Source organism: Undibacterium sp. SXout20W (genome assembly GCF_049340285.1).
Taxonomy (GTDB): domain Bacteria; phylum Pseudomonadota; class Gammaproteobacteria; order Burkholderiales; family Burkholderiaceae_D; genus Undibacterium.
In genome coordinates this window covers 37989-54918 of the sequence record NZ_JBMPPH010000026.1, presented here as the reverse complement: position 1 = coordinate 54918, position 16930 = coordinate 37989, and the positions used below count along the sequence as shown (strand labels likewise).

The 16930-nt window shown below is 45.1% G+C and carries 11 protein-coding genes and 1 pseudogene; 3 read left to right on the top strand and 9 right to left on the bottom strand.

Annotated elements, in window-relative coordinates:
- From ACO0K1_RS13640 to ACO0K1_RS13630, 3 genes and pseudogenes are all read left to right on the top strand, one after another.
- Positions 1-115: pseudogene (locus ACO0K1_RS13640) on the top strand (IS30 family transposase); the annotation flags it as partial.
- A 284-nt stretch (positions 116-399) separates the two neighbouring features.
- Positions 400-2532: a methionine--tRNA ligase gene (gene metG / locus ACO0K1_RS13635; RefSeq protein ID WP_423026595.1), complete on the top strand. Its 2133-nt coding sequence runs from the start codon at positions 400-402 to the stop codon at positions 2530-2532.
- Between the two features lie 591 nt (positions 2533-3123).
- Positions 3124-4947: an aminopeptidase P family protein gene (locus tag ACO0K1_RS13630; RefSeq protein WP_423026594.1), complete on the top strand. Its 1824-nt coding sequence runs from the start codon at positions 3124-3126 to the stop codon at positions 4945-4947.
- Positions 4948-5113: 166 nt separating this feature from the next.
- Here the strand turns inward: ACO0K1_RS13630 and ACO0K1_RS13625 are convergent, their stop codons facing one another.
- The 9 genes from ACO0K1_RS13625 to pstC form a co-directional block, all read right to left on the bottom strand.
- Complete coding sequence (locus ACO0K1_RS13625; RefSeq protein ID WP_423026593.1) at positions 5114-8665, bottom strand: PAS domain S-box protein; 3552 nt, start codon at positions 8663-8665, stop codon at positions 5114-5116.
- Positions 8665-9813 (bottom strand): FIST signal transduction protein, encoded by a 1149-nt coding sequence (locus tag ACO0K1_RS13620; protein ID WP_423026591.1) that lies wholly within the window; start codon positions 9811-9813, stop codon positions 8665-8667. Before ACO0K1_RS13620 ends, ACO0K1_RS13625 begins: the two co-directional genes overlap by 1 nt.
- A gap of 130 nt (positions 9814-9943) precedes the next feature.
- Entirely contained in the window at positions 9944-11023 is a 1080-nt protein-coding gene (locus ACO0K1_RS13615) for an HD domain-containing phosphohydrolase (RefSeq protein WP_423026589.1), read from the bottom strand.
- 154 nt (positions 11024-11177) lie between these two features.
- Entirely contained in the window at positions 11178-12473 is a 1296-nt protein-coding gene (phoR, locus tag ACO0K1_RS13610; protein WP_423026587.1) for a phosphate regulon sensor histidine kinase PhoR, read from the bottom strand.
- A 311-nt stretch (positions 12474-12784) separates the two neighbouring features.
- Positions 12785-13471, bottom strand: a complete 687-nt coding sequence (phoB, locus tag ACO0K1_RS13605; protein WP_423026608.1) for a phosphate regulon transcriptional regulator PhoB — start codon at positions 13469-13471, stop codon at positions 12785-12787.
- Positions 13471-14190, bottom strand: coding sequence for a phosphate signaling complex protein PhoU (gene phoU / locus ACO0K1_RS13600; protein WP_423026585.1), 720 nt, complete (start codon positions 14188-14190; stop codon positions 13471-13473). Before phoU ends, phoB begins: the two co-directional genes overlap by 1 nt.
- 38 nt (positions 14191-14228) lie before the next feature.
- The gene (pstB, locus tag ACO0K1_RS13595) at positions 14229-15008 is read right to left on the bottom strand and encodes a phosphate ABC transporter ATP-binding protein PstB (protein ID WP_423026583.1); all 780 of its coding nucleotides are present in this window, start codon (positions 15006-15008) and stop codon (positions 14229-14231) included.
- A gap of 13 nt (positions 15009-15021) precedes the next feature.
- Positions 15022-15894 (bottom strand): phosphate ABC transporter permease PstA, encoded by an 873-nt coding sequence (gene pstA, locus ACO0K1_RS13590; protein ID WP_423026581.1) that lies wholly within the window; start codon positions 15892-15894, stop codon positions 15022-15024.
- Positions 15894-16913, bottom strand: a complete 1020-nt coding sequence (pstC, locus tag ACO0K1_RS13585) for a phosphate ABC transporter permease subunit PstC (RefSeq protein WP_423026603.1) — start codon at positions 16911-16913, stop codon at positions 15894-15896. Before pstC ends, pstA begins: the two co-directional genes overlap by 1 nt.
- Between the last annotated feature and the right edge of the window lie 17 nt (positions 16914-16930).

Below are 16930 nucleotides of genomic sequence, written 5' to 3'. Positions count from 1 at the left end.
GGCGATGAACAGCTTAAATCATCGTCCCAGAAAATGTCTCGGCTTCAAAACGCCGCACCAAGTATTTATGAAGCAGTTACAATCGCATCAACATGTGGTTGCACTTCGAAATTGAATCCGCCAATCTAAAAAAGCCCTATAAAGCCAAATAAACGAAATGTAGATGTGATGTGAATCCTGTATTCATGCTGTGTGCATGCTGTACTTACGCCATCGATAACTCAGTATATTAACAATTTATTATTTTTTCCATTTAAGTCGTCAACGCTAGCAAAATTCTGAAGAAATTTATAAGGTTTATTTCCATTCGAACCAGACTTCTGCCAGGCTAGCCATTTTCATCTAAGGTTTCGCTGTTAGAATATTGCCCTTGTCCGTTAATTCTAAAAGTGCATCAACATGACCCGAAAGCTGTTCGTTACCACTGCCCTTCCATACGCTAACGCGCCCTTCCACCTCGGCCATATCATGGAATACATCCAGGCTGACGTTTGGGTGAGGCATCAGCGAATGTCGGGAAACGAAGTGCATTTCGTAGGTGCGGACGATGCGCACGGCGCCCCCATCATGATTGCGGCTGAAAAGGCCGGTATTACGCCGCAAGAGTTTGTTGCGCAGATTGCTGCTGGACGTAAGCAATATCTGGATGGATTTCATATTCAATTTGACAACTGGCACTCAACTGATGGTCCTGAAAACCATGCATTTTCACAAGATATCTATCGCAAGTTAAAAGCAGCGGGTTTTATCACGAGCAAAACCATAGAACAGTTTTATGATCCGGTCAAAAACATGTTTTTACCTGATCGTTACATCAAAGGCGAATGCCCGAAATGTGGCGCGAAAGATCAGTACGGTGACTCGTGCGAAGTGTGCAGTGCCGTCTACGCACCAACCGAGGTTATCAATCCATATTCTGTGCTGACGGGCGCAACCCCAGTCATGAAGTCTTCCGAACACTTTTTCTTCAAATTGTCGGATCAAAAATGCGTTGATTTTCTGCGCGGTTGGGCATTGCAAGATAATCGCCTGCAATCTGAAGTCGCGAATAAATGTAAAGAATGGCTAGAAGGCGAAGGCGGACTTGGCGACTGGGATATCAGCCGTGATGCACCGTACTTTGGGATCGAAATTCCTGATCAACCAGGCAAATACTTCTACGTCTGGCTGGATGCGCCGGTTGGCTACCTTGCATCATTAAAGAATTATTTCAGTAAAACTGGTCGTGATTTTGATGCGTTCATGGCAGATCCGACGACTGAACAGATTCATTTTATCGGTAAAGACATTACCTATTTCCATACACTCTTCTGGCCAGCGATGTTGAAATTCTCTGGTTACAAGACGCCGGACAATGTGTACGCACATGGCTTTGTAACGGTCTCCGGTGAAAAAATGTCAAAATCGCGTGGCACTGGCATTTCACCATTACGCTACCTGGAAATTGGCATGAATCCAGAATGGCTGCGCTACTACTTCGCCGCCAAACTGAATGCCAAGGTCGAAGATCTGGATCTGAATCCAGATGATTTCGTCGCCCGAATTAATTCTGACTTGATCGGTAAGTACATCAACATCGCATCTCGCGCTGCTGGCTTTATCAGCAAACGTTTTGATGGCGTCGTTGCTACCGACTGGGCGAGCGAAAATGATGCATTCTTAAGCAACTTGCACAAAGCAGCACCAGAAATCAAAGCCTTGTATGAGGCGCGTGAATACGGCAAAGCCTTACGCGCGGCCATGGAGCAAGCCGATCTGGTGAATGCCTACGTTGATGCTAACAAGCCTTGGGAACTGGCAAAAAAACCAGAGAACGATGCCAAATTACAAGAGGTATGCAGCCGCTTGCTCGAAGCTTTCCGCATTCTGACCATTTTCCTTAAGCCGGTATTACCGCAACTTGCGACGCAGGTCGAAGCACAATTAAATATCGCACCGTTGCAATGGGCTGACGTCACAGTAGCAATGCCGCATCAACACAAGATTCACCCATATGCACACTTAATGCAACGTGTTGATCCTAAGATTTTTGATCAACTGTTTGATGCACCAGTGGCACCTCCAACGACACCTGCGGCCCCTGCTGCAGGCGCTGATGCAGGCTCTAATGCTGCGGCACAAGAGACTGCGGCTATCGCGAATACCGGCAGCGCCCTTGCTGGCCATAACGCCGACATCGAACCATTGGCAGAAGAAATTAAAATCGATGACTTTGCCAAAGTTGATCTGCGCATCGCAAAAATCGTCAACTGTGAACATGTTGAAGGTTCAGACAAGTTATTACGTTTGACGTTAGATGTTGGTGAAGGTCGCACCCGCAACGTATTTTCTGGTATTAAATCGGCTTACCAACCGGAACAGTTAATTGGCAAATTCACTGTAATGGTCGCCAATCTGGCGCCACGTAAAATGAAATTTGGTATTTCTGAAGGCATGGTGCTGGCCGCATCAGCCGCCGATGAAAAAGCCAATCCAGGCTTGTACATTCTGGAAGCCTGGCCAGGTGCACAGCCAGGTATGCGCGTGAGATAAGGATCTATCTGGTTTTTATTGATTTTTCCGACAAGATTGGCGGCCTGAAGATACGATTCAGGCCGCCAATCTTGTTTTAGATCTGCACGTTTAAAAAGTATCTCGGTAATTCATTAATAATTCCGCAATCATTTCGTCGTAAGCTTTCAAAAATTCTATACCTATCAACGTCAAGGCATAGAAAAAAGCAAGGTAGCGTAAAAATGTCATAGGGCTGATGCAATCCTCGCTACGACTGCGTTAATAGAAATTGACGGGTTGCATCCGCCCTCGCGATCATTTACGGCACGTTAAAGGAAATGGTTGCCGAGTGACTCCCGGCCAGGCTCAACGAAGCGCGAACGTTTTAGATGTTGACAATGTTCATCAAGGGGCATGCATTAAATAGCCATGTCTACCGACCTCACCATTTAATTAAATTAGGCTCATCCAGAAATTTAGTGCCTATGATTCAGCAGTTATGCGTGAATACTTAAGAAAATGACGAATTTGGCATATTCGGCGCATGGAAATTCACTTCAAGTATACTTCTCTCGTTAATTATCGCCTTAAACAAGCATTTCTAGATACATCCCCTGGAAAGAACACGTCATGAACAACCCAAGCAGCCACAGTGCCATTATTTCGCCAATTCCAGCGCGCTTATTGCAATTGCGCTCAGCAATGAAGCTGGCTGGTTTTGATGCCTATATCATTCCTTCTGCAGACCCGCATTTGTCTGAATATTTGCCTGAACGCTGGCAAGGACGCAGCTATTTCTCTGGTTTTACCGGCTCCGTCGGCACTCTCATTGTGACAGCAGATTTTGCGGGATTATGGGTCGATAGTCGTTACTGGAGCCAAGCTGAAAAAGAGCTCGCCCCAACTGGCATACAGATGATGAAAATCGCATCTGCTGCTTCGATTTCGCATATCGACTGGCTAACCACGACTTTGCAAGCAGGCCAGAGCGTCGGCGTCGATGGTGAGGTATTGGGATTAATGACTGCTCGCATTCTTGAGCAAAATTTATCCGCCAAAGCGATTCATTTAAAAACAAACATCGATTTATTAGACGGCAGTTGGCATGATCGCCCTGGCCTCCCAGCATCACCGATATTTGAGCACCTGGCACCGTTTGCAACGATTTCACGGCAGGAAAAATTAGCGCTTGTACGCGAGCAAATGCGCGCAAACGGTGCCGATCAGCATTTCGTCTCAACTGTTGATGATCTAGCCTGGATCTTTAATTTGCGAGGCAGCGATGTCAGCTACAACCCTGTATTCGCCGGGCACGCACTCATTGGATTAAATGACGCACGTATTTTCGTGGCAGAAGGCAAAGTATCCGCAGAATTGGAAGCCATCCTAGCACAAGATAATATAAAAACTTTGCCTTACGCAGAAGCTGCAAGAGCATTGGCGAGCTTACCTGCCAACAGCAGCGTATTAATCGATCCACGGCGGATCACGCTTGGATTTCATCAGGCAATTGCAGCCAATACGCGCGTACTAGAGGCGATCAATCCTTCTGTATTCATCAAATCACGTAAAAATTCACAAGAAGTGGATTTTGTTCGTGAAGCCATGGAACAAGATGGTGCTGCACTTTGCGAATTTTTTAGCTGGCTTGAGGATGCCTTAGGCAAAGAAGTCATTACCGAAATAAGCATTGATGAAAAAATTTGCGCAGCACGTGCACGCCAGCCGCACTTTATCTCACCGAGCTTTGGAACGATCGCTGGCTTTAATGGCAACGGTGCGATGCCGCATTACCGTGCGACGCCTGAGTCACATGCGACGATAGAAGGCAATGGCTTATTGTTGATTGATTCCGGTGGTCAATATCTGAATGGCACGACTGATATCACGCGCGTAGTACCCGTTGGCACGATCTCAGATGCGCAAAAACGTGACTTCACATTGGTACTCAAAGGGATGATTAATTTATCCAAAGCGATCTTCCCACGCGGTACACCATCACCAATGCTTGATACCTTAGCGCGTGCGCCGATCTGGGCAGAAGGTATTAACTATGGGCATGGGACAGGCCACGGCGTCGGTTACTTTTTAAATGTTCATGAAGGACCACAATCGATCTCTGCCGCACTTGCTGAGCCTCATACAGCAATGGAACCAGGGATGATTACCTCGAATGAACCTGGTATCTATCGCCCGAATCAATGGGGGGTGCGTATCGAGAATCTCTTACTGACGGTGCCAGCAATCACCTCTGAATTTGGTGAGTACCTGCAATTCGAATCGCTGACGCTGTGCCCTATCGATACGCGTTGCATCAACATCGCTATGTTGCGCGACGACGAAATTACCTGGCTTAATGATTACCATGCGTTGGTTTTGCAGCGTTTATCGCCACGCGTATCAGGTTCTGCTTTGGCATGGCTGCAAGAGCGGACTCAAGCCATCAAAAAATAAAAACGAGCCTACCTCAAAAAAATTCCACTTGAACAAGATTCAAATTTTGTTCAAGTGGCATTGTCTCAAAGTGGTTTTAAGTGGAACGAAGCATTGCGATAAAAGGTTTTAAGACTAATTTCCGCTCAACAATACACTGACACGAGAACACTTAATTCTTTGAAATCTAACATTGCGTTGCTACAAATATTTTAAGTGCATTAGTCAATAAGATCAGTTCAGCGTCTATTTTGGCAAGTAAGTCATCGGCACCTTCAAAATCGTTATCGCGTCCTTTTTTCTCTAAGGTATTCGCTAATTCTTCAATTGGATGCGCACAGAAATTGCTCACAACGCCTTTCATCGTATGCCCTGATCGATGCAATAATTCGGCATCTTTACGTGAGATCGCGTCTGCCAGTTCTGCTAAATATTGCATGTAGACGTTAAGAAATGATTGCGCAATGATCTTGATCACTTCTTGGTCTGCGCACGCTAATGCATGCTGATAATCAAATCCCTGGGACTTGTTGGCCAACGTAGAATTGGCGTCATTCATATTTTCTATCCCCGTTGTCGTCAAAGGCAATGCGCTTTGATATTGACAAAGTAAATTCTGCAATTGTGCTGCTTTAATTGGTTTTGACAAGTAATGATCCATGCCGGATTCCAAGCAACGCTCCCAGTCCCCGGGCATGGCATTCGCTGTCATCGCGATAATCGGCACGTGTCGACGACCTTCTTCGCGAGACTCGATCGCGCGGATAAGTTGTGTCGCCTCGATGCCCCCCATTTCGGGCATTTGCATGTCCATCAGAATCACATCGAATTGTTCTTGCTTATATTTTTCCAGCGCGACTAAACCGGTATCAGCTACGACTACTTTGTGATTCCATTTTTTGAGCAACGATAACGCTAATTTTTGGTTAACAACATTATCCTCGACCAACAAAACTTTCAAAGGTGCAAGGCCTGAAAGCATCTCGTCAGTGGTAATTTTATGCGATACGTCGCGCATAGATCCGCCAGTAATCGTCGCAACAATGGAGGCCAATAATTCATTCTGACTAACTGGTTTTGTGACATATTCTTGTATGCCCATTTCTCTACATCGCCGTGCGTCATCTGGGGAACCAGCTGAGGACAACACGATGACCTTCGATCCGATTTCGTCTATACGTGTTCGATATCGTGTCAAAAATTCAAAGCCGTCCATTTCTGGCATGCAAACATCGAGCAAAATAACATCTATTTTTTCGTTTTGCTCCTCGGCTTGCTTCAATATGAAATTTGCCTGGTCTCCTGAGTTCGCCAATATGGGTAACATGCCCCAATTTTTGAGCGCATCGGAGAAAAAATGCCGATTAACCGCATTATCATCCACAATCATCACTCTTAGCCCAGAGACATCTGGCATCACTATTTCTTCGCCTTTACTAGCGCTCTCTTCAAATGTGGCCGTAAAATAAAATGTACTACCCTGACCCAGAACGCTGTTGACTTCTAACACACCGTGCATGCTTTTCACTAACCTTGATGAGATTGTGAGTCCCAGCCCGGTTCCCCCATATTTGCGGGTGGTAGAGGCATCTGCCTGACTAAACGGGTTAAAAATACTTGCCTGTTTTTCTACTGGTATGCCAATACCGTGATCAGTAACGGAGAAATAAATATCAACTGACTTAGCATGATGATGAGCCAACTGTAAATCCAACACAATCTCGCCGCGCTCACTGAATTTAATGGCATTGCCTACCAAATTCGTAATGACTTGATGCAAACGACCAGGATCACCTTGCAATACTTGAGGTATGGCCATATCAATTTTATAAACTAACTCAATTCCCTTCTGCGATGCCCTGACTGCCATTGCTTTCAGACAGGCAGCCAGTACTTCACGGATATCAAAATCAATTTTCTCAAGAATAATTTTACCTGACTCAATTTTAGAGAAATCAAGAATATCGTTAATGATCCCAAGCAAAGAATACGAAGAAAATTTGACTAATTCCAGATACTCGCGCTGCTCAGGAGCCAGATTTGTATCAAGCGCTAATTCGGTCATACCAATAATGCCGTTCATTGGTGTGCGGATTTCATGACTCATCGTTGCTAGAAATTCACTCTTAGCCGTATTTGCCGCTTCCGCATCCTCTTTTGCCTGAATCAATGCAGATTCAAAGCGCTGACGTTCTGTAATGTCCCGGCATGAGCCGTAAATACTGCCATCTGGCAATAGCGCAGCGTTCATTTCAACGGGAACAAGATCACCATTTTTTTTCAACAACTGAATTTCTGTGCGAACAAATTTTTCATCTAAAATTCTATGCAAGAAATTTTTTTGTGCCACGCCTCTTTGGTCCAACGGTAGCAGATCATACATATTGCTACCGATAAGTTCTTCTCTTGTGTAACCCAACATCGTGAGCGCAAGGTCATTCACATAGGTCCAACGTTCCTGTGAATTACCGACAAACACTGCATCGGCAGCATTGTCAATGAGCATACGCTGCTTTGTTTCGCTCGCCCGTAAGGCATTATCAGCAGCAATTCTCGCAGACACGTCTTGAAATGCGGAGACCGAACCGACAATCACGCCATTTTCAAAAATGGGTGAAGCAACGATCGCAACCGGGAATAATCTACCTGATTGATGTTGAAAATATTCAAGGTCAGAACGGAAGACCTTACCTGCTGAGATCGTTCTTTCTATCGCGCAGTTGTGCACGGCAACATAGGCGCCATCTGCTTGTCTGGAGTGAATCACGTCGTGCATGCGACGTCCGGCAACATCGGCAAAGCGATAGCCTAAAATTTTCTCCGCTTCAGGATTCATAAACGTGCAAAGACCGCCCGCGTCGAGGGTAAATACGCCTTCTCCCAGCGTATTCATGATGTTTTGCAACAATGCCTGACTAGCCTCAATTTTCTCGCGCAGTTGCAGCTGTTCCGTCACATCTGTGCGGATAGAAATATATTGGTACGGTTTGTTATCCTGGTTCAGGAATGGAACGATGGTGGCGTTAGTCCAATAGTACCCCCCCTCTTTGTCGACATTACATATCTCACCATGCCAAACACTACCAGACTGAATCGTATGCCATAAATTTTTAAAAAATTCCTTGGAGTGATGACGCGAATTAACGATACGGTGATTCTGACCTATGAGTTCGGCCTCCTGATATTTACTGATCTCGCAAAATTTTTCATTTGCATAAATCAAGGTTCCGTACTCATCCGTAATACTAACGATCGCATGCTGATCAAGAGCAAATTTTTGCTTCTCGATTGCTGCCAGGGCGAGCTCAAGATCACGTCGGGTATCAAGTAACTCCGTCACCAGACCAGAAAGTAAGTGGCTCAAATTTTCCAGACTGCTGTCGTCGTCAATGTGCTTACCAAGTTGCGCAAGAACTTGATTCGTCGTGTGGCGTAAGGTGACCAACACTTGCTTACGTTCTTCTGCATCCTGACGCAAGGTCTCGTTAGCCTGACTCAGTTCGTTCGAACTCAGTTCGAGGCTCAATTTGCCTAATGCGAGGTCGCGATCTGCCTGCTGATATGCATCATCGACATGGGATAAAAATTTGCGAAATCCACCAAGCGCGGCCTTGGCAGAATCACTGACCACATCTGATTTGGCCAGACTTTCAAACTCGGTTAAAACTTGCTCAAGCTGTGCCTCGTCAACGATGCCAAGCAACCTTTTATATTGCCTTAGAGATAGCTTATGCGGCATTAACTCAGCTCAGCTAAATAAGTGATGGTCATGGTTTGGTTATGTAAACTACACTCTTCTAATTTATAGCCGGGACAGATTTCACCGTTGGAATAGAAACCACACAATACGGTGTTACTACCAAGGATATCTTGTACAGCTTCGACTTCTTCATCGACACGCCCACCCATTACCAGCTTGCGTCCAACGCAGCTAACCAGTATGCCCAAGCTCTGTCCGTTCAAAGGTGTGGCTCCCTCAATAGTCACTTGCGCCGCAGTTTCTGCACCATCCACCAAATCATCAGTATGCGCGTGCATCAATCGTAAATAACCATCGGGATTGATAGCACCCGCCAAAATCAAGCTTCCATCACTTTCATTCACACCAAGAATGGTGCGAATTTGTCCTAAAGATTCGCGGCTGTTACTTAACATTTCAAATGGGAATAACAAGCCCGATCCTGGCAGATCCTTGGCATAGTCACCCAAATAACGTTTATACACATCGAGTGCGGGCGTACCATCAAGTTCATATAGAACATTGCCTATGCATTTCGTCACTTTGCGTGTAGGACCGAATGCCTTCCATCCACCATAACTGCCATGTGAAAATACAAGTTGATCCCCAACAAAACCAACGGCCACAATCGTTGAGGTCGAAATGCCAGACGAAGATAAAGTATAAGTTTTCGAAAACGCACCATCATCACCAGCTAAACCGCCTGTCATCGGTAGAGAGGTACCGAGCACACTGGCTACGCCCTCAATCAAAGCACTGCCATTAATGTTGACACCCTGTCCAAATAACATCAATGCACGCAAATCTGGGGACTGTAGTTGGGTCGCGACATCGTGACCAGATTGATAGGACGTCTCCATATCCTGGAGTTCAGCTGTTGCCACCTTAAAACCAGCGGATTCAAAATGAACCGCCGTCACAATGGATGTTTTATTCGTCACTGCGACCGACGAAATTTCTCCTGCCGTGGTGCAGCCAACCAATTCAGCTTGAGGGAAAGCAGTTTTGAGCGTTGTAAAAAAAGACGGGTTAGAAAAATGGTCAACACATCCAAAAACAAACACAAGCTGCGGGGAAATTTGCCCTAATGGATAAAGTATCTCAACTGCGCCAGAAAGATCGTCAATAACCGCCTGTGATATTTTCATTGTCAGCCCTCAGTTTGAAGAAAAGAATCGAACAATTGGTCATTGTATTGCTATCGACAAACCAAAAAGCAATCTCAATTCAAGTTAAAAGCGCACTTATAGACCGCTAACGTTAGCTTACCAAAGGAACTTATAAATTCCACTCAGCACCAAACGCTTTTTGGTCATTTTTATCTTCACGATACAGATTTTTAATTTCCAAAATCTCATCCCATCCTCTCACAAATGCATCTATGCAGCGAGGATCGAAGTGCTGCCCTGCCCCTTCACGTACGAAAGTGAGGGCCCGATCAATTTCCCAGGCGGCTTTGTAGGGTCTTTCCGAAGTTAGGGCATCAAATACATCGGCCACAGCAACGATGCGGGCGAATAAAGGAATGGCTTCGCCTACTAATCCGTTGGGATAACCCGAACCATCAAATTTTTCATGGTGCGCAAGCGCGATCTCGGCTCCCGCGTTGAGCAACTCTGAACGGCTTCCGGACAAAATTTCATAGCCTAGTGTTGAATGCCGCTTCATGATCGTGAACTCGTCGGCCGTCAATTTCCCGGGCTTTAGTAAAATATTATCCGGAATACCCACTTTCCCAATGTCGTGCATCGGTGCGGCTTCTAGCAACAATTGTTGATCCGAATCGGAGAGCCCCAGATATTGCGCGATAATTCTGGAATAATTCGCCATCCGTAAGATATGAGCGCCCGTCTCCGGATCCCTTGAATCAGCGGCTTTGGATAATCTGAAAATAGTCTCGCGCTCGCGTGCACGAATTTCGGAGGTCGCTTTTTTTACCTCGACGTCCAGCCAAATAGCCCTATCTTCGAGAAAACGCTGACTTTTACGCAGTGCAAGCATGTTTTTGGTACGTGCCAAAAACTCAATTTTATCAATTGGTTTGATCAAAAAGTCATTTGCGCCAACATCTAACGCTTCATAACGCAAAGCCAATTCATTGTTGGCTGTGATCATCAGCACAGGAATATCATGGCAGCCAGGTAATTTCCGAAAACGGCGAATAAACTCGATACCATCCATGGTGGGCATCATGTAATCAACCATCACCAGATCGGGGATGTTGCCAGTGCACCATTGAAGTGCCGGATCAGGATCAGTAAAACTCACCGAGTTACATTTTTCGATTTTTTTTAGTAACAGGCACAACAAAGTCACGTTAATTTGCGCATCATCCAGCACTAAAACGTTCATATCCATTGAACATCCCTTTCTTCGAGCTGCACTTAGTATGCAAATAACATGTTTAAATAGCAGTAATTACCGGAAGTGTACCGTATTTCAACAGAAGTCTAACTAGTAATAACAATATTTATACTTTTTCCATATGGCAACTATACAAATTCGAGACAGTTCAATTTCCGATCACTATTGATTGTGGGAATTGGACAGAAAACTTGCTTCCCTGATCTGGCACTGAGTCAATCAACAAGTTGGCGTTATGTCGCAATAATACATGCTTAACAATTGCCAACCCTAAGCCAGTTCCCTGCGTTTCACGTGAACGGCTTTTATCGACACGATAAAAACGCTCCGTCAATCGGGAGATATGCTCAGAGCTGATCCCGATTCCGTTATCGATCACCACAAATTTTGGCCCCTGAGCGGTATCGCACCATTTAATGTGAATTGTGCCATTGTCTGGTGTATACCGAATGGCATTGGTCACCAGATTAGTCAGGGCACTGCGGATTTCATCGGCACTTCCACGAATATCTGCCCCCTGACAATCCAGCGTAATCTGGTGTCGCCCAGCTGACAAGGCATGCGCCTCTTGCAGAATCTGTTCGAGAAGCGCACGCATATTGATATTTTCAGTACGAAGCAAATGATCCATCGACTCCAGCCGGGTAAGGATCAACATATCTTCAACCAGACGCTGCATACGCTCACCTTGTTCCGACATCAATTTTAAATGCGCGTTTCGGGTAGGAATATCGAGGTCAGGCTGCAACGAAGCAATTTCTAAAAAGCCATTAATTACCGTTAATGGGGTGCGAAGTTCATGTGATGCATTAGCAATAAAATCCCGACGCATCATATCGATACGTTCTGATTCTGTGACATCGTGGGTCACCAAAATCTGACGGCGATTTTCAAATGGAATGATATGTGCGATCAGTTTCCTGTCCCTGAACGACAAGGTCAGCGGTGTGTCATAGCGACCGAGAATGATGTAATCCATAAACTCAGGACTACGCACCAGGTTCGTCACGCGCATTCCCTTATCTTTCGCCAAACTTAAGCCCAAATGTCGTTCGGCTGCTGGATTGCACCACTCAAGGAACAGCACATCATCCATAATCACAACGCCGTCTGGCAGCAATGTCATTGCTTGTCTGAAACGTGCCAACCATTCGGTCAATTCCGTCTGATTTTTTTCATCTCCTCTGCGCAATTTATACAAGCGGGAGAAAATATCTGTCCACGCGCCCCAACCATCAGGTAAACGTGAACTGCTGGGATGATCAAGCCAATCTGCCAAGCGTTGCAAATAAAACAATTGCACTAAAACCAAGGAAGCCATCGCCAATATGCCGATGAGCAGTCCAACCACGGTGCCCCACATATAGCAGGCAACAGCGGTGCCGATTGCGACCAATAAAATGCGAACCGAATTGGAGATCCAGAAAATGATGCGAGGAGACATGTTAGATCCCTGATATTTTTTTAATGGGGAGTGTGTCAGTGAAGAACTGCAAAAAAAAAGCCGTAGTCATAACCATAGTCATAACCATAATCATCACCAGAGTTCAGTTCAGAATCTTTGAAGCATCTCAAACCGAACAAAAGGGCTCGTTACCGGCTAACGATTACAAATTTACGCACATTTACAATTAACAATTACTTTAGCAATTTGTAAAGTAAATTGAAGAAATTTAATCTCATGTGTTCTATATGTGTTCTATTTTAGAACAAAGAGATCAGGCCGCCAACGAGAGATTTGGCGACCCATATCTTCTATTTTTCGGAAAGCATATAACCAACGCTACGCACTGTTTTGATCAGTGACTCCGCTGATTTTAATACTTTTCGTAAGCGTAGTACGTGTACATCAACGGTGCGCTCTTCAATCACAACATGATCGCCCCACACTTTGTCGAGCAATTGGCTGCGGGAGAAGACCCGTTCAGGATGTGCCATAAAAAACTTTAATAGCTTATATTCAGCATGCCCGATATCTACTTTTTGCTCGTCAATTTTTACGGTACAACTGACCGGATCTAACACGACAGGCCCGGCTGATAACGCAGTTTGCGAATGCTCAGGGCTCTTACGACGCAACAAAGCTTTGATGCGCGCAGTCAATTCTCGCGGAGAAAATGGCTTTGTCACATAATCGTCAGCACCATGATCGAGACCAGCAATTTTATCCTCCTCCATACTCTTTGCTGTCAGCATAATGATAGGAATTTCATTAAACTGACGATCAGAACGTATCTTCGAAAGCAGACGCAATCCACTTTGGTCAGGTAACATCCAGTCGAGCAAAATAAGTTGAGGTGTACGTCGCTGAATAAAATCCCACGCATCCGCCGTGTTATTGACTGCAAACGTATTCCATCCGGCCGCGCGCAACGTGAAACTAACCAACTCTACGATTGCTGGCTCGTCTTCAACGATTAATATAGTAGTATCAGCAGCCATCATTCATTATCATTTTTTTTATCTTGCTTAATTGCGACATAATCAGAGTGGCGAATGTCTTTCCCCTCGACGATATAAATCGTGTGCTCAGCAATGTTTTTCGCATGATCAGCAATACGTTCGATCGCCTTTGCCACCCACATCGTGTTCAGAGAGGATGTAATGGTACTTGGATCTTCCATCATAAACGTAATCAAATTACGCATAATGGAGCGAAAATCATTATCAATGATCGCATCTTGCGCAATCAATTGCACCGCTTTAGCATCATCCAAGCGAGCGAAAGCATCCAGCGAGTGATGCAACATGTCTGCCACACTACCGGCCAAAACCCGCACTGTTTCATAACCACTGAACATTGGCGACCCACGACGGTTCGCGTTTGCTTCTTTTGAAATACGGGCGATTTTGGTTGATTCATCACCGATGCGCTCCAGATCCGTAATCACTTTTCCGGTTGCCATGACAGTACGTAAATCATTTGCAGCTGGCTGACGTTTGACGATCAGATGGCTGCACATATCGTCGAGTGCAACCTCAAGCCGGTTGACTTCAAGGTCAGATTGAATAACCGCTTCTGCATGATCTGCATTGCCAGTACGAAAACAAGACATAGCGTCATGGAAGTGGCTCTCTACTAAGCCGCCCATTAACAATACCTTGGAACGGATCGTTTCAAGGTCATGATCATACTGTTTTGAAGAGTGTTCGCCAGTCACTGGATTCTCCTGAGATTTGTTTTATAAAGGATTGGTGATTAACCGAAACGACCGGTAATATAATCTTGTGTCTCTTTCTTCACAGGATTCATGAAGATATGATCGGTTTCACCAAACTCAACCAGTTCGCCCAAATACATATAAGCCGTATAGTCAGAACAACGCGCAGCTTGCTGCATGTTATGCGTCACGATTGCAATCGTATACTCTTCTTTTAATTCGTTAATTAACTCTTCGATTTTTACTGTAGAAATCGGATCCAGCGCTGAGGTTGGTTCGTCCAGCAGTAATATTTCTGGTTTCACAGATACGCCACGTGCGATACACAACCGTTGTTGCTGACCACCGGATAAGCTCAAGCCGCTTTTATTCAATTTGTCTTTGACTTCAGTCCAGATCGCTGCTTTTTTCAACGCCCACTCAACGCGCTCATCCATTTCGCCTTTCGACAAATTTTCATACAAGCGAACACCAAATGCAATGTTGTCATAGACAGACATCGGAAACGGTGTCGGCTTTTGGAATACCATACCAACTTTGGCGCGCAACAAGTTAATATCCTGATCTGCGTCCAGAATATTTTTCCCTTTGTAGATAATTTTTCCTTCGGCACGTTGGCCAGGATATATATCATACATGCGATTGAGTGTGCGTAACAACGTGGATTTGCCGCAGCCAGAAGGACCAATAAAAGCGGTCACTTTCTTATCAAAAATATTTAAATTGATATCGCGCAAACTACGGGTAGCACCGTAGAAAAAATTCAGCCCATCAATCTCGATTGCTTTTTTCAATGTGTTTTCTTGTGTAGTGATCATATCGATGCCCGGATTAATGCTGTGATTTTTGGTTAAATAATGTACGGGACAAAATATTCAGCCCGAGAACGCTAAAGGTAATGAGTAACGCACCGCCCCATGCCAAGTCACGCCAATTGTCATAAGGACTCATTGCAAACTGATAAATAACAACCGGTAAATTCGCCATTGGCTTATTCATATTGCCATTAAAGAATTGATTGTTTAGGGCAGTAAATAATAATGGCGCTGTTTCACCTGAAATACGCGCAACAGCCAGCAAGATACCGGTGATCACACCTGCTTTAACAGCACGCAAGCGTATCATTAATGCAACTTTCCAACGTGGAGCACCAAGCGCAAATGCAGCTTCCTGCAAACTCGCTGGCACGAGACCAAGCATATTATCGGTAGTGCGTACGACCACTGGAATAGCGATCAGGGAGATGGCAATACTACCTGCCCAACCTGAAAAGTGCTTCATGTTGGCGACGTAAATTGCATAAACGAATAAGCCAATCACGATCGAAGGTGCGGACAACATAATGTCAGTTACAAAACGCGTAACAGCGCCAAACCAGCTCTTGTTACCGTACTCTGCTAAATAAATACCGGCCAAAATACCGATCGGTGTAGAAATCAATGTGGCGCTACCGACCATCATAAAACTACCGACAATGGCATTCAACAAGCCACCACCATCAGACCCTGGTGCCGGTGTACTTTCCGTAAACATGGCAACGCTGATGGCTGAAACACCTTTTAATACTAACGTGAATAAAATCCACATTAAAAATGCAACACCTAATGCCATCGCCATTGAGGACAAAAATATCCCCATTCTGTGTACGAACAGACGACGACGATATACTGGATTACGTCCTGATTCTTTCAATGTTGCATCCATTATTTGGTCCCTTCTTTACGGCTCAGGCCAAGCAACATTAACTTAGCAGCGGATAACACAATAAACGTAATCACAAACAAAATTAAACCAAGTAAAAACAAAGATGAAACGTGGAGCGGTGTTTCTGCTTCTGCAAATTCGTTAGCCAACGTTGAGGCAATACTGTTACCCGCAGCGAATAAGGACCATGACAACTGATTGGCGTTACCAATCACAAAAGTAATTGCCATCGTTTCGCCCAACGCTCTACCAAGCCCCAGCATTACGCCACCCACCACACCGATTTTTGTGTAGGGCAAAACAATCTTGCGAACCACTTCCCACTTGGTACATCCCAATCCATAAGCGGACTCTTTCAGTACAGGTGGTACCACTTCAAATACGTCACGCATAACAGAAGAGATGAATGGAATAATCATAATGGCCAAAATAATTCCGGCCGACAGAATACCAATACCGATCATAGGACCAGAGAACATGGCACCGACCACAGGCAAACGTCCCAACGTGCCATGCAGTGCTGGTTGAATATATTCAGCAAACAACGGCGCAAAAACGAACAATCCCCACATGCCGTAAATAATACTCGGCACACCAGCCAGCAATTCGATTGCTGTTCCCAATGGACGTTTGAGCCATGCAGGACAGATTTCGGTCAAAAACAAGGCAATACCAAAACTCACAGGAAATGCGATCAGCAAGGCGATTACTGACGTAATGAGCGTGCCAACGATCGCAATCAAACCACCGTATTTATCATTGACAGGATCCCACTCGATCGTCGTCACAAATGCGAAGCCAAATTCTTGCATTGCTGGAATCGCACGGATGAACAGGGAGAAAATAATCCCTAACAATACGACCAAAACCAACGCAGCAAAGCTGAGTGTCAATTTGTGAAAAAAGAAATCCTGCCAATGTTGGCGGCGCATTACTTTCGCCAGAGCTTCGTCACTAAGCTGAGCTGCCTGTGCATTGTCTGAACTTGCAATAGTTGGACTGGTTGAGGGTACGGTCATATCGACTGAGGTCATGA